We start from the raw sequence: 23,305 nt of genomic DNA, 5'->3' as shown, positions 1-23,305 counted from the left end.
TGCCGCCGAGCCCCCGGGCGATCTCGTCCAGCGCCCCCAGCACCTCGGCCGGCTCCAGGTCCAGCAGCGCCAGCGTCCGGACGGCCGTGCGGAGTTCGCCCATGGCGACGGCGGCGCGCAGCCCCCGCCCCATCACGTCGCCGACCACCAACGCCGTGCGGTGGCCGGGGAGTTCGATGACGTCGAACCAGTCGCCGCCGACCTCGGTGGCGGTGGTGCCGGGCAGGTAGCGGCAGGCGATGTCCAGGCCGGCCGCCTCCGGGTCGCCGGGCGGCAGCAGGCTGCGCTGGAGGATCAGGGCGCGTTCGTGTTCGCGGCGGTAGAGGCGGGCGTTGTCGATGCAGACCGCGGCGCGCGCGGCCAGTTCGACGGCGAGCGCCGTGTCGCGCTCGCCGAACGGCTCACTGCCCTTCGTACGGGAGAACTGCACCAGCCCGACGATGGTGTCCCGGGCGACCATCGGGACGGCGAGGGTGGAGTGCACCACCGCGCCGAGCTCCGGCCCGTCGTCGCTCTCCCGGCCGGGGATGATCTGCGCCTGCGCGGTCCGCAGGGCGCCTGCGCAGGGCGAGTTGAAGGGGTAGCGGTGGACCGCGCCGACAGCGACCGGTCCGGGCCCGTCCTCGGGGACGCAGCAGGTGGTGGAGGCGAGCGGGGCGTCGGACACCGCGCTGGCGAAGGCGACCCGGCGCAGCTCCGCGCTGCCGTCGCTCATCCCGGGCGGCGCCTCGTCGCCGGCCAGCAGACCCTGGTAGAGATCCACCGACGCCAGGTCGCAGAACTGCGGTACGGCGACGTCCAGCAGGGTGCGGGCGGTGGTCTCCAGGTCGAGCGAGTTGCCTATCCGGGCGCCGGCTTCGTTGAGCAGCGCGAGGTTGCGGCGGGCGTTGGCGGCCTCGCGTTCGGCCCGGCGGCGGCCGGTGACGTCGGAGGCGAGCGCGGCGACGCCGATGGGACGGCCGCTGGCGCCGTGCAGCCGGTAGAGCGACACCGACCAGCGGCGGCGGTCCTCGTCGCCGGGCACCATGCCCACCAGTTGCATCTCGGTGACCGGCTCCCCGGTCTCCAGGACGCGGCGCAGTGCCGCGGTCATCCGCTCGGCCTCGGGGCGCGGCAGGAAGTCGTGCGGGGTGCAGCCGCGGTACCTGCCGGCCGGGCCGCCGAAGACGGTGGCGAAGCGCTCGTTGACCCGCAGCAGCTTCAGGTCCGTGCCGAACAGGGTGAAGCCCATGGGAGATTGACCGAAGACCGCCTGCGAGGCGGCCAGGTCGGTCTCGATGCCGCGCAGCGCCCGTACGTCGACGACCAGGCAGACCGCGCCGCGCTCGCCGTGCTCGTTCTCGGCCGGCATCACATAGATCTCGGCGAGCCCGTCGGCGTCCCCGTCGCCGTCGGCGTCCCGGCGGTAGGGGACCAGGCCGGTCCACTCCCGCCCGTCGAGGATCTCGGACACCTTGCGGCGCCCGGTCTCCCGCAACTCGCCCGGTACGAAAGCCGCTACGGGGTCCTTGCCGATGGCGTACCGGGCGGGGATGCCCAGCATCTGCGCGGCCCGCTCGCTCCACTGGTCGATGCGCCCGTCGGGGCCCAGCGAGAACGAGGCGACTCTGATGTAGTCGTAGATCGATCCGGGCCGGCTGCTCTGCCATACGGGCGGGCCCTGCGGCTCCCGCGTACGGCTACGGCCGCCTGGGTCGCCCGGGCCGTCCGCACCGCCCTGACCCTCGCTCTGCGCGGGTAGCGCCCCGCCAGAAGACTTCTCGCTCACGAGCCCCGTCCCCTCCAGCTCATCGTGCCCGGACCGGACCTGCCGAGTATTCCAGCACCTCGGCTATCCGGAACACGGTCTTCACGATCACAGCACAGTCTCGATCGCAGCCCATCTACAAAATGTCGATGAAATGGCAACGATCAGGACTCCCCCTGACTCCTAACCAGCCACCGACAGCTCGAACCACACAGTCTTACCGGTCTTTCCCCGCCGTGTCCCCCAGCGCCGCGAACTGCACGCCACCAGCTGGAGACCGCGTCCCCCCTCGTCATCCGGGGTGGTGGCGCGCTCCCGCGGCGGGTCGGGCAGCGGATCGGAGACCTCGACGAGCAGCCCCCCGGCGCCGAGCAGCACCATCCGTACGCCGATGGGCCCGCTGGCGTACCGCAGGGAGTTGGTGACCAGTTCGCTGACCAGCAGCACCGCGACATCGGCGGCGCCGTTCAGCCCCCAGTCGTCGAGCACCTGACGGACCATGGTGCGCGCGGTGCGGACCGCGCCGGGGTCGGCCGGAAAGCTCCACTCGGCGCTCGATGCGCCGGATACCCTGCCGCGCTTGCGGCCATCGGCGGAGACGGGTTCCGGGACCTCTGCCGCTGCGCCGTCGCTCACGCCGATCACTTCCCAGACGGAGGGTTCCCCAGTGGCATCACGCGCACCGAAAGGGGTCAATCAGGACATACCCGATATCGAACCCCAAATATCGCCTGCAATCGCGCACTGTTGCACAAATGGAACATCCCGCGGCGATACGGCGCCGTGGCGCACACCCGGCGAGCGGGCGGACACCGGAAGCTCAGCGGGCGGCGTACGCGCCCCGCGAGCACCGGGGGCGCCCACCGCAAGGGCGGGCCCCGGGCGCTACAGCCGCGCGCCGGGAATCCCCGACGCGGCCCGTGCGGCCAGCCGCCGCATCGCCTCGGCGACGGCCGGGCGGTCCTGGTCCAGCCAGTCGACCTGCTGCTCCTCCCCGGGCAGCAGCCAGCGCAGCTCGTCATGATCCTCCAGCGGGCGCGGCTGGCCGGACACCAGCCGGGCCGTCCACACCTGGAGCACATAGCCGGGCCGCAGCACCCACTCGCCCGGGATCCGCTCCTCGGGCGCGGCCTCCACACCCAGCTCCTCGCGCAGCTCCCGCACCAGCGCCTGTGCGGGCGTCTCGCCGTCCTCCACCTTGCCGCCGGGCAGCTCCCAGCGGCCGGCCAGTGCGGGCGGCGCACTGCGCCGGGCAGCCAGCAGCCGCCCGCGCTCGCACACCGCTCCGCCCACCACTACGCGCACCGTCGTCATGCGCGGCAGCCTACGTCCCCCGCTCGCGTCCCGCTTCCCGCTCCGCCCCCCTCACGCCGTCCCGCGGCCCACCTGCTCGACCACGTAGAGCTGGCGACTGCCGCGGGTGTCGAGGCGGTCCGCCACCCGCTCCGCCTCCGCTCGGGTGGCATAGCGGCCGACGCGATAGCGGTTGCCGCCTTCGTCCTGGCGGATGACGAGCCAGGGCAGCACGGCTCCGTTGTCAGTCATTGCGCCCCTCCGTCCGCCCGGCAGCGCCCCATGACGCGCCCCTCCTGCGCTGATGCCGAAATCGCGATCCGCATATGCCCGAGCCTACGCCCGACCTTTACGCACCGGATATGGATTTACACAAAGAGATACCGAACCGGCCACCCGCGGGCTCTGGATCGCCAAGAGCGGCCTGCGAGTGGCCGGTTCTGCCCGCTTACCGGGCACGGAAGAACAGCGCTCAGGAGCCGACCGGAGCCTTTGCCTCCGCGACGTCGGCGGCCTCGGCCTCGGTCATCTCGGCCTCGGCCTGCACCAGCGACGGGTTGCGCCAGGCGCTGCGCACGCCCCAGAAGTAGAAGGCCAGGCCGACCAGCGCGACCAGGACCACGTCCCAGCCCTCCGGCAGGTAGCCCTTACCGCCGAACTCCTTGCCGCCCATGTACGAGATGGCGGCCATCACGAGCAGGTACGCCACCATCCAGGCACCGGCCTTGAGGTGCGGCAGCAGCTGGGCCCACGGCTTGCGGCCCTGGGTCAGCGGCTTGCCGATCTCGTACCAGGCCCAGACCGGCAGACCGACGGCCATGATCAGGATGACCTTGCCGGTCAGCGGCCAGCGGCCCCAGTACAGCACCAGCGAACCGAAGACCATGGCGATCGGCGCGATCACCGGCATGGCACGCAGCCGCACCGGGCGCTTGAGGTCCGGCGAGATCCGGCGCAGCGACATCACCGCGACCGGCCCGGTGATGTACGAGATGACCGTGGCGACCGAGACGATCTCGGCGAGCGAGCCCCAGCCGCGGAACACCGCGAGGAACAGGAAGGCGATCGCGAGGTTGAGCAGCAGCGCCGGCCGCGGCACACCGGTCTTCTTGTCCACCTTGCCGAAGACGCCGGGCAGATGGCCGTTCTCCTGCACACCGTGGATCATGCGCGAGGTGGTGGCGGCGTAGATCATGCCCGTGCCGGACGGCGAGATGAACGCGTCCGCGTACAGCAGCATCGCGAGCCAGTTCAGGCCCCAGGCCACCGCGAGGTCGGCGAGCGGGGAGTTGAAGCCGAGCCCCGCCCAGCCGTGGGCGGCGAGCTTGTCGCCGGGCACGCCCATCAGGAACGCGATCTGGAGGGCGACGTAGATGACCAGGGCGATCAGGATCGACGAGATCACGGCCTTGGGCAGCGACTTGCCCGGGTTGCGGGCCTCCCCGGCCATGTTCAGCGGGGACTGGAAGCCGTTGTACGCCCAGACGATGCCGGAGACGGCGACCGCGGTGAAGACCGAGCTCCAGCCGTGGGGGGTGAACCCGCCGTGGCTGGTGATGTTGCTGGTGTCGAAGTGCGCCACCATCAGCGCACTCGCGGTCAGCACCGGGACGACGACCTTGAAGACCGTGATCGCGGTGTTGGTCTTGGCGAACAGCGTGATCGCGAACCAGTTGAGGAAGAAGTAGAAGACCAGCAGGACGCTGGCCAGCCCGACGCCGGTGCCGGTCAGCTCCTTGCCGTTGTACAGCCCCTGCGCCCAGCTGAAGCTCCAGCTGCTCATGTACTGGACGGAGGCGGTGGCCTCACCGGGGATCACCGAGACGATGGCGATCCAGTTCGCCCAGGCGGCCAGGTACCCGGCCAGCGAGCCGTGCGAGTACTGGCCGTAGCGGACCATGCCGCCGGCCTTCGGGAACATCGAGCCGAGTTCGGTGTACGTGAGCGCGATGGTGAGCGCGACGACGGCGCCGATGATCCAGGCCACGATGGCGGCCGGTCCGGCGATGGCAGAGGCCCGCGCGGCTCCGAAGAGCCAACCGGAACCGATGATCGACCCGAGACCAGTGGCGGTCAGGGCAATGGTCCCGAGGGACCGACGGTAATTCGAGTGCGAGCCCTGCTCCGCGCTCGCTGTCTTCGTCGTGCTCACGTGCTGGTCTCCTGGTCTTCCCCCGTGCCGTGCACAAACTTCGCCATCGTAAGAGCGAATCCGTAGATCCGGTTCCCACACCGAGCAAAAAATCCCGCCCAGTTGAGCCTCTGTGAGGTTTCCAACACCGGTAAACGGACGACACTGGCGTACAGAACACCACAAAAGGGACACTGAAATCGGCTGGAAATCGCGGTCAGCGGACCCTGCGATTCCAGTACTGGACGTCTACTTGGCGAACATGAGGAGCCCACCGGGTGTCCGCGGCGGGCCCCCGCGGACCGTCCGGCACACCCAACCGGCCGCCGGGCACTCCACGTGCCCGGTCCGCCACTCCGCTACTTCACCGGTAGGTGGTACGCCACCCGATGGCGGGCCGCGAGCGTGATCACATCGGCCGTCTCGACCGGCCGGCCGCCCGCGAAGTACGTCCGCGAGATCACCAGCACCGCATGCCCCGGCACACCGCCCAGCGCCATCGCCTCCTCGGCCAGCCCCGGCCGCGCCCCGACCTCCTCGATGACGTTGTCCACCACCACGTCGATCGCGGCCATCCGCTCGACCACCCCGCGGCCGGCCAGCGGGCCCTCCTCCGGCAGCATCACCGGCGTCCGCCCGGTGACCGCCAGCGGCTCCCAGGAGGTGGAGAGCATCGACGGCTCGCCCTCCGCGCGGAACACATAGCGGGTCCGCATCACACGGGCCCCCACCGGGATCCGCAGCCGCGCCGCCACCGCCGAACTGGCCGCCTCCTGCTCGCTGTTGGACTCCCAAGTGCCGCGCACCCGCTCGTCCGTCTGCTCCTGACGGAACGGCGTACAGCCCCCGGAGTGGTAGCCGGCGCGAGCGATACGGCGCGGCACGGGCTGTTCGCGCACATATGTCCCCGACCCCGAGCGCCCCTCCACCAGGCCCTCGGCCATCAGAACCTTGCGCGCCTCCAGCGCCACGGTGTCCGAGACGCCGTACTCCTCGCGGATACGGGCCTGGGAAGGGAGACGGGTGTGCGGGGCCAGCACCCCGTCGACGATCTTCTGGCGCAGGTCACCGGCGACGCGGAGGTACGCAGGCTGCTCACCGAAAGACACATGCCCCTCCCAACAGCTTGACAGTCAGCAACAGCGTGGCAACCGCGCGTCGCCAACCGCAAGCCCACACCAGAGATTCACCCAAAGTAATTACCCCCAGCTCAGCCCCTCCAGGAACACACCCCGCGGCCTGAAAACCTCCGCCCCGACCCGGCCCCGCCCGATGCCCACCACACCCGCACCGTCCCCGCACGAGAAAGCACAGAGGGCCGACTCCCGGCGGAGCCGACCCTTCTGACCGGCCTGTTCGCCAGGCCGGCGACGAGGTGTTGTTCCACCCGCTCACACGTTGAACCGGAATGTCGGGGGCTCCGCAGTGACCTGCGGGAACCTCCCGGCGTGGCGACCGATCCAGCACGTATCCAGCAGTCGGCGATCGCCGCGGTCGTGCAGCTCACGGAGCGGCATCCGGCGGCAGCCGCGGGCGGAGCGGACCCCGGTGAAGGGTTCGCGATCTCTCATCCGCGCATCCCCTTGATCCGGTCGCGACCGGATGAAATCAGTCTTTCGAGACCATGGAGATGCCGCCCGAGGCGATGGAGAAAATTCTCGCAAGCGCCTTTCGCACCTGCGGGTCTCGATCAATCCTTTCCATTGACGCGAGCACCTCTGGGGCGATATCGATTGTTGTCACACCCCCTGCGGTTCCCCCCTTTTCCACCGGGAAAAGCATGAGGCATCGATAGGAGCGAACTTCACCATTTCGCTCCTCCCGCAAGATCGGGCAGAGAAATACGGAAGCCTCCTTCACCTGCCCGCGAAGGGACTCCTCAGAGGACCACCGCGTTGCCCACCCTTCCCTCTCTGCCCGCAACTGCAGTTCGAGCAGATCCGCGAAGCTGACCTGGCACACGCGATAATCAGGATCTGAAGACCGGACGAGCGACATAGTCCCTACTCCCCGCCAAGAACATCGACACGGATGGGAGTTTCGGGATCGATACGGCCATCGCCCACCCTGGTCATGAGCTCATCCCATCTGTGGTGCCCACCGAGTACTTGCCCTCCGGGCGAAACAAGGAATCCATCCCCTGGTCCAGCATGGTTGAATGACGCCACAAGCTCATCGTTACTCAGGTATTCGTGATACCACTGCGAACTCGGATCGCGAGTCTTCTGTCCTTCAGTGTACCGGGAAAGATCACGCGCTGGTTCGTGGTGGCTTGAGAATTCGTCATCGCCTTCGCAGCCGAACAGACCAAGGGGATCCCGCCAGCGTGAGGGGTTCAGCACATAGCTGACCGGGTTGGCGGCCGGTCCGAGCCCAAGCGGGTCCGGGCTGGCGTACCGTCCGGTGTCGGGGTCGTAGTGCCGGAAGAAGTTGTAGTGCAGCTCCGTCTCGCGGTCGGCGTACTGCCCGGGATAGCGCAGGGGCGTGTACGCGGTGGCGTTGCGGTTCCAGGCAGTGGAGCCCCAGGTGGTGGTGCGGGCTTGCCACGCGAGGTCGCCGTCCTCGCTGATGAGCTCCGTCGGCATACCGGTGAGGTCGGTGGCGATGGCGAAGAAGCGGGCGTCGACTTCGTCCTGGGAGAGGCGCTTGCGTTCGTACTGGGCAAGAGGGGTGTGTCCCTTGTGGTCCCAGGTGGTGGTGACGTCGGTGGTGCTGGAGTGCTCCTCGGCGAGGCGGGTGCCGTCCCAGGTGAACGCCACGGTCTCGGCCGGTGATTGCCCGTCGGCGGCGAGGCGGGTCTTGGCAGCGCGACGCCCGATGGCGTCATAGGTATAGGTCCAGCGGGTGCCGTCGGGGGTGGTACAGGCCGTGAGGCGGTCTTCGGCGTCCCATGCATAGCGCCACGTGTCAGGCTTGGCCGACAGGCGCTTCTTCTGACGGAGTGTGATGCGGCCTGCGGCGTCGTACTCGTAGCGGACGCGACCTGCGAACTCCAGGCAGGTGCCGGCGTAGGTGCGGGGGCCGCGGGCCTCGTCGTGGCCGGCCTGGTCGGGCCAAGCGGCCTCGGTCTGGTTTCCCGCGAGGTCGTAGCTGTATCGCTCGATCCAGTTCTCGGCGCTGACGCCGAGTGGGCGGCCGATCGGGTCGAGGGTGAACTGGCGCCCGGTGCCGAGGCGTTCGTCGGTGACGGCGGCGAGGTGGCCGTCCGGCCGGTAGCGGTAGGTGCGGGAGGTGAGGGTGCGGCCGGGGGCGGCGGCGGCGCGGGCGACGAGACGGCCGGACATGTCCCACACCGAGGTCACCGAAACCGGAGCGTCGGGGGTGCCGAAGGTACGCGTGGTCTCGCGGCCTGCGGCGTCGTGGGTGAAGGCGAGGGCGTGGCTGTCGATATCGACGCCCGTGGTGCGGCCTGCGGCATCGTATGCGTAGCGGGTGACGGCACCGGTCGGCGTGGTGCGGGAAGTGCGGCGGCCCAGCGCGTCGTAGGTGTAGCGGACGGTACGGCCGTCGACCGTCTCCGCCAGCACCCGGCCACGTACGTCGCGTTCGTAGGCGACGCGGGAGGTGGCGGTGGCAGCTTCGAGGAGGCGGCCCTGGGCGTCGTGCCGGTAGCGGGTGACGTGTCCGGCGGCTTCCTTGGCTGTGATGCGTCCCAGGGCATCCCGCTCGTAGGTAACGCTGTCGCCGGTGGGGGTGATACGGGTGGCGAGGTGCCCCGCGGCATCGTGACCGTAAGTGGAGGTGCGGCTGTCGAAGTCGGATTCGGCGGTGAGGCGGCCCGCTTCGTTGAAGGTGTAGTCCCAGGTCAGGCCGGCGGGGTCGGTGACCTGGGTGAGGCGCAGCTCGGTGTCGTAGGTGAAGCGGTAGGTGGCGCCGTCGGGAGTGGTGCGGGAGACGAGCTTGTCGAAGTGCGTGTACGCGTACGCCGAAACGCCGCCCACCTGATCTGTGTGCCGGTGGAGGTTGCCTTCCCCGTCCCACTCCCAGGTCTCCCGGGCGCCGTCCGCGCGGGTGCGGGTGGCGATCTTGCCTTCGCGGGTCCACTCCAGGTGCGTACGCACTCCGAGTGGGTCGGTCAGTGCGACCGGGCGCCCGAAGGCGTCGCGCTCCACGTGCGCGGTGTGGCCGAGAGCGTCGGTGTACGAGGTCGGCAGGCCGGCCCCGTTGTTCGCGTAGCTCGACCTGGAGCCGTCCGGGGCGATGATCTCGGCGACCGCGCCGGTGAGGTCGTACCCGTACCGTGTGACGGTGCTGTCCGGCGCGGTGTGTTCGGTGAGGTTGCCCCCCTCGTCGAATGCCTGCCGCCAGATGGAGCCGTCCGGCGTCGTGATCTCCGCGGGCAGGTTCAGACCGTTGTACACGGCGCGGACCGTGGTGCCGTCAGGCCGGTGAACTGCGGTGAGGTTCTGGGCGTCGTCGTACGCGTAATGAGTGGTGTGGCCCAGCGGGTCCGTCTCGGCGAGCAGGTTGCCGTGCTCATCCCACTCACGCCTGACCGTGTTCCCGATCGGATCGGTCTCGGCGATCACCTGATGCCGGGCGTTGAACTGGTAGACGGTGACGGCACCCTGGGAGTTGATGTACCGGGTGGTGCGCTGGGCACGGTCGTAGGCGAAGCGGCTTGAGAGGACACCGTCCGGGCCGATCGTACGCACGACACGGTGCCAGTGGTCGTACTCGTACCGGAACGTCGAGCCGTTCCGGTCCGTCCACGAGGTCATCCGACCGAAGTCGTCGTAACCGAACTCCAGGGCCTTTCCGGAGGAGTTGACCACGTGGGTGACGTTGCCGCCGCCGTCGCCGTAGCGGTAGGACTTGATCTCGGCCGGTCCGTCGGAGGTGTCCAGAGCGAGGTTGGAGACGCGGCCTGCCTCGGTGTGGATACGCACGACGTAGCCGCCGCTGTGGTGGACCGTCGTCGGGGTGCCGTCCTCCAGGCGGGAGAGGGCGATCTCGTTGCCGTTCCGGTCGACGATGTACTGCAGCCAGAACCAACCCGACCGGGAGGGGGAGTCGGCGAAGAGGCGGACGATGCCGGTGCGCCGGTCGGTGATCTCGTACGTGGTCTCGCCGAGCGCCCCGGCGCCGGCATGGACGAGCGGCAGCCGCGCCCCGGTGACGGGGTAGACCGCCTCGTCGCTGCCCGCTGGTGGCAGGGACTCATACCGCAGCAAGGAACCGTCCTCACGGGCCCAGATGACCCCGTCCTCCGCCACCTCCAGACGTTCGTCCAGTACAGAGGCCCAGGACGGGCCGAAGAACTGCCCGTACCGGTACGAGGACAGGTGCGTACGGGAGATCTGCAGCGGCAGAACACCGGGCAGGTCGAGATCGGTCTCCGTCTGCAGCAGCTCGCCGCTGGCGACGTCGACCGGGTCGTTCTCACAGGGCCGGTCGCGCGTGGGGCGTCCGGTGAGATGCGGGTCGCTGGTGGAGCCATTCATCGAGTCCGGCCGCACGTCGGACGGCTTGTCGCGGCCGCCGGGGCGGCCGCCGCCCGTCGCGTGGGGCGCGTGCGGGATGTCCTCCTTGCCACCCTTGAGGAGCTTGTCGAGCTCCGCAGCGTGCTTGGCGTCGTTCTCTGCGTGGTTGGTGGCGACCTTCTTCAGCCGATGGCCCGTCCCGTGGTAAAGGTCCTGGACCGCCTTGCCGGCGTCCTTGCCAAGGACCTTGCCCAGTTTCGCCGCGCCGTGCTCCAGCGCCTTGACGATCGGATTGCTCATACGAAGCTCAGCCCCGCAGCCTTCGACTCGAATTCGGCGGCGTGCCCGGCCACCGTCCGTGCATGTGCGTGCAGTTTCTCCGCGCGCGCGTGCAGGGCCTCCGGGTGGATGGAGAAGCTCTCGCCCGCACGGCCGTCTCCGCCGCCGGCGGAGACGCCGAGGGCGGACTCGGCGGCCTGGAAGACCAGGCCGCCCACCGCCTTGCCGACCGTCTCTACGAGGGGATCGATGGCAGCCTCGACGACCTGGCCGATGATGTACTGCTCCAGCTGCTGCACCAGGTAGTCCATCAGCTTCTCGGCAGCCTCGACGACCAGCGCCTCGGCCGCCTCAGCGATCCCCAAGGTGGCGACGGCCGCGGCCTGGTCGGCGATGAACGTAATGGCCAGCACGGTCAGTTCGGCGATCGCCTCTACCTTCATCGCCACGATCGTGTCCGCCGCGACATCCAGTGCGTCGGCCACCACATGGCAGGCGTTCACCAGCTCCGTCATGTGGCTGTCGGACATCTGACCCCACTTGGCCAGCAGCGCCTCGTACGACGCACCCTGATACACGTCTTCGAGCTGCTTGACTGTGGAGGTGGATTCCTTGTGGGTGTCATCCACCTTCTGCGCGAAATCCCGCACGTGAGAACCGAACTCGCGGACCTTGTCCTCATTGATGTCCGGCCAGTTCACCCCAATGAACTGAAGGAACGACACCACCTGACCAGGCAGCTCGATCGCCATACTTTCCCCCTTGTTGAAACCCCACAGCAGCTCACCAGACGGTGCCCAAGGGGGAGTAAGAGACGGGCAAAGAAATATTCGAGGCAGGGTCATCAGTGTGTCTATTGGTGCGGATTGGCAAGAAACCGTTGCTTCCTTGATCAATTCCCTTGGGCGTGGCCAGGTTCAGTTGGCAGGCGGCGGCCTCGGCGACGAGGCCGGCCGGCAAGGGTGGTCGGCGACCGGGTGGGTGGCGGTCCTGGAGCTCGACGACCGGCTGAGCGAGCCGTTCGTGCATGGGCGGGCACCTTGGCGGCGGGTATGGCGAGGCGGGTGCGCGCGCCTCGGTGAGCAGGCATGGGATACATGGGCGCGGGGCGGCGTTCCGCGGGCCGCGGCGGCGTGCGGGCGAGGCGTCACCCCGGGGATGCCAGGGCGACCGTGTGCGGTCAGGTGGTGGCCAGGGCGCGGATGACGGCCCCGGCCGATCGCGGCGGCGGCCCGGGCCGGGTTGGCCAGTTGCAGCAGGGTCGCGCCGGGGGGCGGGGGTCAGGGGCGAAGACGAGCCACAGCACCGCGCACCCTGCGGTGCGTAGGGCGGTGATGCGGGCAGCGGCGCGGGCGGCCTCGCGGGCGCGGTAGTAACCGTCGGAGGCGATGACCAGCAGGCGGCCCACGCCGGGCCGGGTGCGGGCGAGTCCTACGGTCAGGGCGTCGGCGGCTTCGGCGAGGCTGTGGCCCATCCCAGCACAAGACCCGACGAAGCGTCAGATCATCCAGCACCGATGATCCGGCACCGGAAAACCCCGCCCGGATTCAACTACCCTCGACCGCGCCGCCGACCTGCACAAACAGCACCAGCACACTCCCGGACGACCCCACACAACGTTCCGTTGAAACTCCACCACCTCCGAACAGAAGAAGCCCTCCGACCTGTGCGAACACAGGCCGGAGGGCTCCCGTTCGAAAACCTCACACGTTGAACCGGAATGTCGACACAACCGCTGTGACCTGCGCGAACCCGAATTCCGCCGACCGGATCCAGCGACGATCCAGCAGCCGGGGCGCTCCGGTGAGCGACCGCCGGCGCCGCCGCGGGCGCGTCGGCAGGAGCCGGGCCCAGCGCCTGCTCCAGGGCCTGCCGGCAGCGCTCCCCGCGGCAGGCGCCGGGTGCCCGTAGATGCTCGACGGAGCAATGATCGGCACGGTCCAGCTCAAACCGCACGACCCCGAGAGTCCGAGTGCCACCGACTGGAGGCCGGGGAGACGGAGCTCGGCTACTTGTTCCTACCGGAGGCGTGGGGCCGCGGGTACGCCACCGAGGCGTGCACAGCGGTACTCGACTGGTTTGCCGGCGCGCTGCCCGGTGAGCCGGTGGTGCTCTACACCCAGAGCGCCAACACCAGCTCGATGCGCCTCTCGGCGAAGCTGGGGTTCACCGAGCTGGAACGGTTCGAGGCGTGGGGCGCCGAGCAGTGGTTCGGCGTGTGGTCTCCGCTCACGCTGTCCGGTTGATCGACCGGACCACGGTCCGAACTCGTTCGACCGCCCACTCCTGCACCACAGGCTCGGGGGTCGGGAGCAGAGTGCAACTTGTCGCGGGCATGGAGTCAGATGGTCGTCGGCAAGGGTGGAAACATGAGGTAGGGCAACTGGCAAGGGGCAGGGAGAAACAGCGGGCATCGGCAGATGGCGCCCGGGAAGCGGGACCGAATCCGTATGGCGCTGACGTGAAGTAATAGAGAAACCGACCAGCGAAATTGTCATCGCCATCGTCGATGTTCGACGCGCGACGAGGCGGGAGAATGCGACCACCGTCCGAGGTAAAGCTGTTCATGCAGTCGCCTTTCCCCAGCTCAGAAACATAGGAGTCAGTACCGAGCCACCAACGAGCCACTGCCGAGCCATCTCTCTACTAGCCGAGTGCAGCAGTGCAGAATTCGCTATGTTCGACACCGAGTGGCGTAACGGCAGCTGCATTGCGACACGGAGATCACGCCGCTTTGACCATGCTCACGAACGCCCGGGCCCCTCGGTAAGCCGGCCCTGCCGTCTTCTCCGGCACCCGACGGCTCCGGAACGATCTGCACTTCGGCTTCACCCGCACCCACCAACGACCCGAAACCACCACACCGACCGACCACCTCCAACCGCACGAACCCCGCTCCCCCGCCGACCGACCGCCCCCAGGCCCGCCGCCCACGCACCGCTCCAGGACCGGCCCCCAACACCACCGCGCCCGCCACCAAACGTGAAACCAGCACTCCCTCCTTGAAGTTGGGGCTCTGGCGGGTGCCGAAAGTTGCGTGAGGCCCGAAGGCGCCGGGGCCGTTACAGGTAGATCGGATGCTTTGCTGCACAGATATACAGTCGCCCTCGCCCGCTGGTGGCTCGCAGCACGCATGATCTGCGGCTACTGGTGGGGTGGGGCGTCGTATCCAAGGACGTACACAGAAACGACACGGGAATCGGCCCCCGAAACGACGGGGTGAACGTCAAGAGGCATCTCAGGCCGCGCCCGGGGGGATCGCAGCGGCGCTGAGCTGCTCGTTACCCCATGCGGTGCGATGAAGGCCTGTGAGCTGGCCCCGGTGCTGAAGCGGAGCGTACGCCCCTCTCCCGGCCAGCCAGTCCAGCGGTCAACTGGCTACCGCACGGCGGACGCCAGCACCGTCGAAACCATACGCACCACGCCGCTGATCACTCGAGGGCACCGCCCCGTAGTGCAAGCCCCGGTAGCAGCCATCCTCGCCCACTCCTTCCGCCTGGCCTCAGAGGCCGGCCACCCGGAACTGTCCGCCACCGCCCTGCGGAGGCTCGCCGTGTAGTGCGTCGACCCGGGCTACCGAGCCGAGGCCGTCCAACTCGGCGAAGCCTGCCTGGACTACGGCCGCCACCCCTCGCCAACGCCACCGCCCAGGACGACGACCGCCACATGGCCACCAAGCACCTCGCCATGGCCGAGACCGCCATCGGCAAGCCGGCCACCGCGGGCGGCGACTCTTGGGCAGCCCACTACTCCCCCGGCCGATGAGCCCACGAATCAGGCATGTTCCTCTCCCGCCTCGGCGACCTCGACGGCACCGAGGAGCACCTCCACCTCGCCATCGACATCCACGGCCTCGACCGCCGCCGCACCCGCGCCATCGTCCTGGCCTGCCTGGGCGGCATACGGCTCCGCCAAGGCGATGTCGACGGCGCCATGATGACCTGGCGGGACTTCCTCGACTGCGCGGACGGCATCCGCGCCGTGAAGGTCCAGGCCTCCCTCCAAGACATGCGCGTACGCCTCCGCCGCTACAGCGGCGTCCCGGAAGCCCAGGAACTCCGCGAGCGGGCAGCCCGGTTCGCCGCGTGACCCTCGTCTCCTGGATACCCACCCAGCGCTATTCAAAGCCATGCCCCAGGCGTCAATGCCGCTGCCGACCGCCTGGCCGGCTTGTCGGTGGAAGAGGTCGGCGAGGACAGTCACGGCCCGCTGCCCCTGCTCATCGATCACGACATAGTCCATGAGCGCAGCCAGGAGGTCCCGGGAGGCTGCTGCCCCGGTCGAGTTGGGCAGGTGCAGGATGTGCGCCCGATCCAGGACGAGCTCGCGCGTGCTTGCGGGGAGCAGGTCGTCGAGGGGCTTGAAGGCGCGTTGCTCGGCCTCGGTCTCCATCCGCAGGCCGGCCCTGTGCCTCCGGAGCACGCGATCGAGGTCCTTAGCGGGCCGGCAAAGTCCTCACACGCGATCACCAGAAGGTCATCAGGCCCCAATCTGGAGGCTTGCGCAACCGATCCGGCGTCGGTCTCCTCGATCGGACGCCCCTTGGCGACCTTGCGCTTGGCGGACACCTAGGCGCGGCGCCCGTCGGAGAAGGTGACCCGGATGTCGTCGGTCGGGTCGTCGGTCTCGAAGTCGAGCCGAATCGAGTCCGCCCCGTCCGGAAGGTCCAGGCCCGAGGCCGAGCGGCTACGCAGCCCATGCACAGCGAGGTGGGTGGCCGCGGCGCACCGAAAATACATCGAGCGGCCATTTCCCGGCTGTCCGGATACCGCCTACTCAGCACTCCCTACGAACGCAAGCCCCGCAACTACCTGCCCCTTCTCGGCTTGGCCGCTATCCTGTGCTGCTACAAGCGACTCGCCCTCCTCACCACGTTGAAGGCGGTCTTAAGACCTCTTGAGGACGCCGCCCCGCAGACCATGTTTCCGGGGCGGATACTCACTGAGAATGGTGGGAGATCGATCCGCAAGGGGAGGGGCAAGCAATTCTTTCCACGCTCGCGAACATAGCGATGGGGCTGGTGACCAGTCTTCTCAGCGGTGGGTTCGTCTGGTTGTGGGAGCGCGGCAAGCGCACCCGGAAGTTGTACAGGAAGGCGAGCTTCTTCGGTGTCAGGCCCGGCGAGACCTGTCTCGTCGTGCTGCCCAGCAAACACAACTCGCCCCGCACCGTGCACCGCAGGGACGTGCAGGCAGTAGTGCAGATAGCCATGCTCGCGGGCGAGTTGGGCTGTCAGGTATCGGTGGCAACCGATACCTTCCGCGGTAGCAACGGCGACCACACTGAGTTCTGCGTCGGCGGTCCGCTCGGCGACGCCAATGTCCGCGCAGGAGGGCATCTCGCCGCGTATCTGCCGGGCGTCACCATCCACCCCTACAGCGATCGGCCCGATTCAGTGGCCTTCTCTGTCGGCGGCGACCAGTACCTCTTCGACCACGGCAACGAGGAATACGCCCTCGTTGCGAAGTTCACACCCCAGGAGTCGAGCCGCCCTGTGGTCCTGGTGTGCGGGCAGAGCGCACTGGCAAACCAGGCTGCCATCCACTTCCTCCGGCGCGAGTACGCGCAGGTGGCCAGGGAGATCGCCTCCGAAGAACGCTACTGTCTACTGATCAAGATCTCGAACATCCGCACCTACGAGTTCCACCGGGCAATACTCGAACGCGACGTCTCTGCAGCCGCGTTCACACAGGTATAAGCGCTCACTGCTGCGCCGCGGCACCGAGCACCACGGCGGCGGCCTTCCTCCACGGCACTCGCTCCGCCAGTTGCGCCCGCAGCTCTGCTGCCTTCCGGAAGGCACCTTCGCGGTCCCTCAGCTTCCGGTCGATGGCCCGCGCCCACTTATCTGTGTCCCTTTCATCATCGCCGGAGATGGACACGACAAATGGATCGGCCGCCTCATGCCCAAGTATCTCGCGCAGCATCTGGGCGATACCGCTCCCCGAACTGACGAGGACGGGGACGCCTTGAGCGATCGCTTCGACGCCGACCAGGCCAAACCCCTCGGACCTGGATGGGACGATCACCAGGCTGGAACTGTTCAGGTCGTTGGCAATGCGCTCCTCGGCGGATGCGTATGCGCGGACGACGACTTCGAGTTGTGGGCTGGCAGCCCATGTCATGATGTCCGCTCGCTGCTGTTCCACAGCGTCTTCCGGAGCTCCGCGGACGAGCAGCCTGAGCCGGCGCAGACCGTCTTCGTGCAACCACGTCGCGACGCGGCCACAGGCCGCAGCGGCGAGATCCACCCCTTTCAGGCGGGCGTCCTCGGTACGACCGATCAGCAGAACCCGCCACGGGGAACCTCCTGGTGGTGTGCGGGGTACTGAAGACGCGGCGGAGTCGAACCCGGGGTCGAGTCGCAGCGGCGGATGAGCCTCTGTACCGGTGAACTCGGCCAGGAACTGGTCGTGCAGCCGGGGGCCGACCGCGACCACCCGATGCGCGCTTCTGCCAAGAGTGCGTTCAATGTCCGTCCGTTCTTCGGCCCGTAGCCCGGCATCGGTCCGTCGGTCCGGCTTGTACCACTCAATTTCGTCCGGAGCCATGTGCACGAAGTGCAGTCGGCGGGCCGTGGGGAAGAAGTCGTCGGCGATCTTTTTCGCCGCTGGCCCGGTGATCCGGCTATGCCCCACCACAAGATCGGGCAGCGTCCCCATGGGAAGTTTCGGCCGACTGGTGAGCCGCATGTCCTCGGAGGCTCCGGGCATATCGGGCGCAGGAAGCAGGATGACACCCGACTCGGCCGCCGCTGTCACCTCCTCGGAAGCGGCAGCGAGCACCACGCAGAACACCCGCGCGCCGGCGTCAGCCAGCGCGCGACATAGATCGCGGTTGAAGGTGCTGAGCCCGCCGTGAGAGGACGCCCACTCGGTGGCCACGGACAGAATGACCGGTGCTCGGTGGCCGGGAGCGGGATGGTCGACGCGCTGATCCCGGAGCGCGCTCTTCTCGTCCTCCTCCTCATCCCGCTTCTGAAGGATTCCCGGGCTACCGGAGCCGGTGCCGAGCAGGGAGTGGGCGCAGCGCACCGCCTTAACCAAGTCAACCCCGGTCTCCTCACGCAGAGTCGTAATATCGTCGGGGTTCGGCAGAAGCAGAAAATCCACGGTGTGGTCGGACATCGCCGCGCTGTCCAACACCTCGGCCGCGTTCGCCAAGTGGTCGGCGGCCGCAATCCGGTCTCCTGCCAGGAGCTGTGCTATGGCCGCGTTGTAGAGGCTCAGTGCACGGTTCCAGGGGGCGTCGGCCAGTTCGAGGGCGCGTTCGGCCCAGGTGAGCGCATCGTCTGTGCCCCGAGTGACCAGGGTGAGGTACGTCAGGTTGTTGGCCTGCTCCCAGCCGGGAGCCAGCGTGAACGAGACCCGGAAATGATCAACTGCGGCGGGGACGTCACCCCGCCTGTACGTGCCGTACCCCGCGTGGAGGTGGTTGTCCGCGAGTTCGGTGCGCAGCCCTCCTGTCGCTCTCTGGAACCAGCTCCGTGCTGGCCACGACCGGAGCGGCACGCGGACCCGGTCGGCCGTGAACTCGCCGCCGAGCCGTGCGAGCCGCTCGGTGGCCGTTTTGAAGTCGGAAGAGTCAGCCAGAGCGATGTCATCCGTGTCTGCCGCGTACAACCAACGCTCCACGGTATGACCGGCATATGTGCAGGTCACAGTAGTAAGATCGAGAGCCAAGGGCTCCTCCGCACGCAGGATCGCTTTATGAAGGAGACTGATCCGCGGGGCAGCGTTCGGCCCTGCCTCGGGCAACGTCTCCAGAGCGTTGAAGATCTCCTCGATATGGCTCCCGTTCATGGCAGGGCAACAGGTGGGGAAGGTCTGGAGCGGCCCGGCTGCGAAGTCGCGCAGGAGATGGTCGAGACGCTGGACCATCAGCTGATGGAGGTTGTTCCGGCTGGTGTACTGAGTGTGCGGAGCCGATCCGACTTTCCCGACCGTCCACAGCCGCGCATAGACCTCGTCAAAGAGTTCGGTGTGCAGGGCGAACCGCACGGTGTCCTCATCGGCGATGATGCCGTCCGCAATCAGTGATTACCGACATCGGTCGTACTGCGCACGTGTGATCTCCGGTGATCCAACCATGTTGTAGGCGAACCAGGTTTCGTCCGCCGTCGCGTGGCCGAGCGCCGAGGACAACACATTGAACGCGATGAGATCATGCCGTTCCATCGCGCGTACCGCGCGGATCAATGGACGCTCGAGGACATCGCGCCCCGACTCCATACGGGAACGGATGCCTTCCAGTACCTCCGCGGTGAGCTTCATGCCTTCGGCCGCACCACGCTGCCAGCGGGCGAACATCTCGTGGCAGTACAGCTGAATTTCGTAGGGATTTCCGTCCGTGAGCTGCCTCAGGGCGGAGACCACGTTGGCCGACGCGGAGCCGTGGATACCAACGCTCACGAGCGGGCGCACCATGCACGCGTAGACGTCCTCCCACTCGATGAATCCTCTGACCTCAATTTCCTTGAACTGCCGCAAGATCGGTGAGTGAACGTCGGTGATGCGGTCGATGAGTCCGGAGGTGCCAGCGAGTACCAGTACGAGCCCGTCCACGCGTGAGGTGAGGAACCGCAGAACGGACAACGCACGGGCATCGTTGGCTATCAGCTGGGCTTCGTCGACAAGCAGCACGATCGGATGCCCGAGTAGCCCTACGAAGTAGGCAAGATCGGCCCGCAGCGCCGCCTCCGGCAGCCGCCCCTCCGACCCGGCGAGTGCCACGGCTTCTGGAAACTCCAGTGGTGCCACCGAGGCGGCTTCGGCCGCTCCCGCCATCACCCGTCGCACCGCGGCCGGTCCGGGGACGCTCATCTCATCCGTACCCTCGGCGGTGATCGCGGAGACCAGTTCCTCGTACACCTTCCGGAAGAAGACCGCCGGCTCCCCGTCGCCCTCGATCAGCTCCACGCGTACGGTGACGAACCCGTTTTTCTTGGCCATCCACTCAGTGGCGTTGAGCAGGCTCGTCTTCCCTGCCGCTCGTGGCCCGTGGACGACGACACAAACTGACGGCCGGTCCACGGCGGCCTGGTCGAGCTCGTACTTGATGACCGCGACTTCCTCGCCCCGCCCGGCGAAGAAGGCGGCATCGCGCACCGGGTTCCGGTAGTCGTAGGGATTGCATAACGCGGAGATGTTCATGAGCCCCCTCACCTCGCCTCGATCGTACGATCCGGACGGGGCGCACCGGGAGCGTTTCGCAGCAGCGTATCGGCCCCCGCCTCCGACCCGTGCACATTCGACACCCGAGACGGAAGATCACGTAGTGCCCGACCGGTGAAACCGAGACATGGTGCAGGCCCGCGCTCGCTTATACGGTGGGACGCCTGCACCGGGGGCTCCATCCGCTGCCCAATCCAGGCGAGAGTCGAGTCTCACCGCTGCTGCATCTGCTGACTGACTTTGCTGGCGAGTTTCAGAGTGCAGACGACTTTCCCGCAAACCCAGGAAATTGCCCCGGTCCCCTGTCAGATCAAGACAACGACGCAGGTCAGAGCCACATCACGCCGTTAACCACCGGGTGCCTTCTAAGCACTTGGCCGCAGGTTCGATTCCTGCCGAGGCCCCGCGCCTGCGGCCAAGCACACAATGCTGTTCCCTCGACCACCAGCCCTACAGCGTTGCGGGCTCCACGCCGGTCCGTCGCCGACATCCGCAGGCCCCAGCCCATCCACAACGCAATCCCCAACCGGACGCGCCCCGATACGGCAGGCGAACCATCGTCGCGTCGAGCTCCGATCCAGCATGCGGGCCGCCACCGCACGGTCGCCCCCAGCACCAGCCTGACACCGTCCCCGACCGGCTACGACGTGGGGGAATCGGGCCGCAATGCAGTCTGCATCACGGCCCGGCAGCGGTCCCATGAGGCGGGGACGAGATGGCCGTAGACATCAACTGTGGTCTTGATCGATTTGTGGCCGAGCCAGCGGGAGGCCTCGTGGATCGGGATGCCGTGAGCGAGGGCGGTCGAGGCGAAGAAGTGACGAAGGCCGTGGGGGGTGTACTTCGGGTTCCCGTCCGGCTTGACGATGGCCGCGTCCTTGAGGGCCTTCCGGAAGTGGTAGGCGTAGGTCGTGGCCGTGGGCATGGTGCCCTTGCCCCGGTCGCGTGGCGCGAACAGGACCTCCATACCCGCCGTCGTTACCGTTCCCCATTCCCGCAGGTGCGCGTCGATCTCCTGGGCAAGGAAGGCGGGCAGGGGAACGTCCCGGTACTCCCCCTCGGCCCGGTGCTTGAGCGGGATGAAGCGGGTCTTGCAGTCGTCACGGTGCGCCTTCGAGCTGACCTGTCGGCGCACGCGCAGGAAGTCCGATCGACGGCAGTCGGTGGTGAAGGCCAGGGCCTCGCTGATCCGCAAACCTGCACCGGCCTGTAGGTACACGGTCAGCCGGTACTGGGGTGAGATCTGCTTTGCGATGAGATCGACCTCATGCAGCGTGGGGATCTCGTCCTCGTCGACCGCGTGCGTCGCGCTGCGGGGCAGTTTGATGCCCTCAGTGGGGTCATCCGCCCTTCTCTTCTCCTTGATCGCGGTCTGGAAGAGGCTTGTGACAGTCTTCATGCGGTCGCACACAGTACTCGCGGCGAGCTTTTTCCCCAGCGCCGCGACGAATGCCTCGATGTCCCTTCGCTGCACACCCGCGATCGTCTTGCCACCCAGGTAAGGGAGCAGATGGATCCGCAGGAAGCTCTCATAGTTGCGGTACGTGGAGTCGCTGATGATCTGGCGCTGTAGCCACTCCGTGGCGTAGGCGCGCAGGCCGATCTCTCCGCGCTTGGGGTCGAGGTAGAGGCCCTCGTACTTATCGCGCTGCAGTCTTTCGGCGAAAGCGTCGGCTTGAGACTTCTTCTCGAAGCTCGGCTGACGTTCGCCGCCGCCCGGTTCCCGGTAGCGGACCGTCCACGCGTGTCCGCACCGGGGCTTTTCACAGGGGTAGTTGACGCTCCGCTTGTCGCTCTTGCACCTCTGGTAGACGGTGGCCATCGAAGCTGACTCCTTGCTCTCTGCGAGCACTGGGGCTCACCCGTAGTGCTCCTCCAGGTAGTTCGCGATGTCGCGCTCGCGGAACCGCAGGAGACGGCCGACCTTCTGGGGTTTGATCCCCCAGGCGCGGTACTTGTTCCTGACAGTGGTCTCACTGACCCTGAGCCACGCCGCGACCTCTTCCACGGTTAGCAGCCGGTTGCTTCCACCTCGCGTCATGCGCGCACCGCCCTGTGCGGATGCATGGTGATCTCCCTCGTGCTCGGGGCTTCGGGCAGCGGTGCATGGCGTGGTGCCGGCCCGGCTGCCGGACCGGGCGTGGACGATGGACGCTCCGTCTCGGCCATGTTGTCAAGGCCGCGGTCTTGCACGATGAAGTTGGGCGGGAGTGGAGAGGCCGCCACTCGCCAGTTGATCGGCAGGAACCGCGGTCCGGACGCGTTAGACCGCCCACTCCCGCAGCACGGGCTCGGGAGCCGGTGGCAGGGTGCAACTCGTCGGGGACAGAGGGCAGATGGTTGTCGGTACGGGGTGGAGTTACGAGGTCGCGTAGCTGGCGAAGGGCAGGGCGGAACAGCGGGCATCGGCAGATGGCGCCCGGGAGAAGGGACCGAATCCGTCTGGTGCTGACGTGAAGTAATAGAGAAACCGACGAGCGAAATTGTCATCGCCACTGCGAATGTTCGACGCGCGAGGAAGCAGGAAAACGTGGCTGCCGTCCGCGGCAGAACTGTTCATGTGGTCACGTTTCTCCAGCTCAGACGTATGGGAGCCAGCGCCGAGCCACCAGCGAGCTACTGCCGATCCACCTCTCCACTGGCCGAATTTTGGCAGCGCAGATTTTTCTTATTTCGATCCCGAGTGGCGTAACGGCAGCTGCATTGCGGCTCGGAGATCAGGCCACTTTGATCATGCATCGGAACGCCCGTTCCTGTCGCTCGCGCTCCTCCTGGCCGTTCTGGTGGTCCCTTGTTAGGCCAGCTGCCGTCTTCTCCGGCATTGGACGGCTCACCCTGATCGGAGGGAAGCTGAGCTGGGTTCCCTCAGCCCACCGCCCTTCGGCGGAGCGCCAGCACACCGACCCCCAATGAACACTTCGGGAAGGCTGCCGCCCACGGCCAGCGGATCGGTTGGTGCGACCGCCCCGACCGGGCGATCGGGGCGATCGGGGCGATCGGGGCGATCGGGGCGATCGGGGCGATCGGGGCGATCGGGATGACCGAACTCACCGATCAGTTCCCGTGCAACCTCACCCCGGCTATCAGCAGCCGCCCCCGCCGACCAGCAAACATCCGCCCCTCCCGCGCTCAGCCCCGTTACCCCGCACAGGCGCCCCGGCTTCCATCACGCCCGACGTTGCCGACGACGCGCCCCGCAGCCCGCACCCCGGCTGAACCGCCACCGCCCCGGGATCCGGGCGGCAGACGCCGACTATGG

At 67.9% G+C, this 23,305-nt stretch carries 18 protein-coding genes, 1 tRNA gene and 3 pseudogenes; 5 read left to right on the top strand and 17 right to left on the bottom strand.

Annotation, left to right across the window (positions count from 1 at the left end; genetic code table 11):
• The 11 genes from IEZ17_RS00615 to IEZ17_RS00565 form a co-directional block, all read right to left on the bottom strand.
• Positions 1 to 1,768: SpoIIE family protein phosphatase (locus tag IEZ17_RS00615; protein WP_189295178.1), on the bottom strand; the 1,768-nt coding region annotated here is incomplete at its 3' end.
• Positions 1,769 to 1,930: 162 nt separating this feature from the next.
• Positions 1,931 to 2,392, bottom strand: coding sequence for an ATP-binding protein (locus IEZ17_RS00610; RefSeq protein WP_189295176.1), 462 nt, complete (start codon positions 2,390 to 2,392; stop codon positions 1,931 to 1,933).
• Positions 2,393 to 2,632: 240 nt separating this feature from the next.
• On the bottom strand, positions 2,633 to 3,061 hold the full coding sequence (locus IEZ17_RS00605; protein WP_189295174.1) for a (deoxy)nucleoside triphosphate pyrophosphohydrolase: 429 nt from the start codon (positions 3,059 to 3,061) through the stop codon (positions 2,633 to 2,635).
• A 51-nt stretch (positions 3,062 to 3,112) separates the two neighbouring features.
• Positions 3,113 to 3,292 (bottom strand): SPOR domain-containing protein, encoded by a 180-nt coding sequence (locus tag IEZ17_RS00600; protein ID WP_189295172.1) that lies wholly within the window; start codon positions 3,290 to 3,292, stop codon positions 3,113 to 3,115.
• A gap of 220 nt (positions 3,293 to 3,512) precedes the next feature.
• Positions 3,513 to 5,192: an APC family permease gene (locus tag IEZ17_RS00595; RefSeq protein ID WP_189295169.1), complete on the bottom strand. Its 1,680-nt coding sequence runs from the start codon at positions 5,190 to 5,192 to the stop codon at positions 3,513 to 3,515.
• Between the two features lie 338 nt (positions 5,193 to 5,530).
• The gene (locus tag IEZ17_RS00590; RefSeq protein WP_189295167.1) at positions 5,531 to 6,280 is read right to left on the bottom strand and encodes a GntR family transcriptional regulator; all 750 of its coding nucleotides are present in this window, start codon (positions 6,278 to 6,280) and stop codon (positions 5,531 to 5,533) included.
• Positions 6,281 to 6,779: 499 nt separating this feature from the next.
• On the bottom strand, positions 6,780 to 7,169 hold the full coding sequence (locus IEZ17_RS00585; protein ID WP_189295166.1) for a hypothetical protein: 390 nt from the start codon (positions 7,167 to 7,169) through the stop codon (positions 6,780 to 6,782).
• Between the two features lie 5 nt (positions 7,170 to 7,174).
• Positions 7,175 to 10,894, bottom strand: coding sequence for a DUF6531 domain-containing protein (locus IEZ17_RS43735; protein ID WP_189295164.1), 3,720 nt, complete (start codon positions 10,892 to 10,894; stop codon positions 7,175 to 7,177).
• Positions 10,891 to 11,625 carry a WXG100-like domain-containing protein gene (locus IEZ17_RS00575; protein WP_189295162.1) on the bottom strand — a complete coding sequence of 245 codons (735 nt, stop codon included), beginning with the start codon at positions 11,623 to 11,625 and terminating at the stop codon, positions 10,891 to 10,893. The genes IEZ17_RS43735 and IEZ17_RS00575 overlap by 4 nt, the downstream gene beginning before the upstream one ends.
• Positions 11,626 to 11,656: 31 nt before the next feature.
• Entirely contained in the window at positions 11,657 to 11,902 is a 246-nt protein-coding gene (locus IEZ17_RS00570; RefSeq protein WP_189295153.1) for a hypothetical protein, read from the bottom strand.
• Between the two features lie 151 nt (positions 11,903 to 12,053).
• Positions 12,054 to 12,347 carry a hypothetical protein gene (locus IEZ17_RS00565; RefSeq protein WP_189295151.1) on the bottom strand — a complete coding sequence of 98 codons (294 nt, stop codon included), beginning with the start codon at positions 12,345 to 12,347 and terminating at the stop codon, positions 12,054 to 12,056.
• Positions 12,348 to 12,787: 440 nt separating this feature from the next.
• Between IEZ17_RS00565 and IEZ17_RS41860 the strand changes: the two are divergent.
• Positions 12,788 to 13,119: pseudogene (locus tag IEZ17_RS41860) on the top strand (GNAT family N-acetyltransferase); the annotation flags it as partial.
• A 1,531-nt stretch (positions 13,120 to 14,650) separates the two neighbouring features.
• Positions 14,651 to 14,962: pseudogene (locus IEZ17_RS00555) on the top strand (NsdA family TPR-like regulatory protein); the annotation flags it as partial.
• A 479-nt stretch (positions 14,963 to 15,441) separates the two neighbouring features.
• Here IEZ17_RS00555 and IEZ17_RS43730 read toward each other — a convergent pair.
• Complete coding sequence (locus IEZ17_RS43730; protein WP_268249796.1) at positions 15,442 to 15,576, bottom strand: hypothetical protein; 135 nt, start codon at positions 15,574 to 15,576, stop codon at positions 15,442 to 15,444.
• Here IEZ17_RS43730 and IEZ17_RS00550 point away from each other — a divergent pair.
• Positions 15,577 to 15,747 (top strand): annotated as a pseudogene (locus tag IEZ17_RS00550) (IS5/IS1182 family transposase); the annotation flags it as partial.
• Between the two features lie 137 nt (positions 15,748 to 15,884).
• Positions 15,885 to 16,571 (top strand): hypothetical protein, encoded by a 687-nt coding sequence (locus IEZ17_RS00545; protein WP_229851637.1) that lies wholly within the window; start codon positions 15,885 to 15,887, stop codon positions 16,569 to 16,571.
• A 4-nt stretch (positions 16,572 to 16,575) separates the two neighbouring features.
• On the opposite strand, the gene IEZ17_RS00540 is transcribed toward IEZ17_RS00545, so the two are convergent.
• Positions 16,576 to 18,873 carry a glycosyltransferase family 4 protein gene (locus IEZ17_RS00540; RefSeq protein ID WP_189295147.1) on the bottom strand — a complete coding sequence of 766 codons (2,298 nt, stop codon included), beginning with the start codon at positions 18,871 to 18,873 and terminating at the stop codon, positions 16,576 to 16,578.
• 39 nt (positions 18,874 to 18,912) lie between these two features.
• Positions 18,913 to 20,025 carry an ATP-binding protein gene (locus IEZ17_RS00535; RefSeq protein ID WP_189295145.1) on the bottom strand — a complete coding sequence of 371 codons (1,113 nt, stop codon included), beginning with the start codon at positions 20,023 to 20,025 and terminating at the stop codon, positions 18,913 to 18,915.
• 346 nt (positions 20,026 to 20,371) lie between these two features.
• Between IEZ17_RS00535 and IEZ17_RS00530 the strand changes: the two genes are divergently transcribed.
• Positions 20,372 to 20,447: transfer RNA gene (locus IEZ17_RS00530), tRNA-Arg, on the top strand.
• A gap of 239 nt (positions 20,448 to 20,686) precedes the next feature.
• On the opposite strand, the gene IEZ17_RS00525 is transcribed toward IEZ17_RS00530, so the two are convergent.
• The 3 genes from IEZ17_RS00525 to IEZ17_RS41855 form a co-directional block, all read right to left on the bottom strand.
• Complete coding sequence (locus tag IEZ17_RS00525) at positions 20,687 to 21,868, bottom strand: tyrosine-type recombinase/integrase (protein WP_189295143.1); 1,182 nt, start codon at positions 21,866 to 21,868, stop codon at positions 20,687 to 20,689.
• Positions 21,869 to 21,904: 36 nt separating this feature from the next.
• Positions 21,905 to 22,087, bottom strand: coding sequence for a helix-turn-helix domain-containing protein (locus tag IEZ17_RS00520; protein WP_189295141.1), 183 nt, complete (start codon positions 22,085 to 22,087; stop codon positions 21,905 to 21,907).
• A gap of 824 nt (positions 22,088 to 22,911) precedes the next feature.
• A complete protein-coding gene (locus tag IEZ17_RS41855) occupies positions 22,912 to 23,097 on the bottom strand; it encodes a hypothetical protein (RefSeq protein ID WP_229851635.1) in 186 nt (61 codons plus the stop codon).
• Between the last annotated feature and the right edge of the window lie 208 nt (positions 23,098 to 23,305).

It is taken from the genome of Streptomyces albospinus, from assembly GCF_014648695.1.
GTDB classification, from domain to species: Bacteria; Actinomycetota; Actinomycetes; order Streptomycetales; family Streptomycetaceae; genus Streptomyces; species Streptomyces albospinus.
This window is presented reverse-complemented; position numbering and strand designations above follow the sequence as displayed.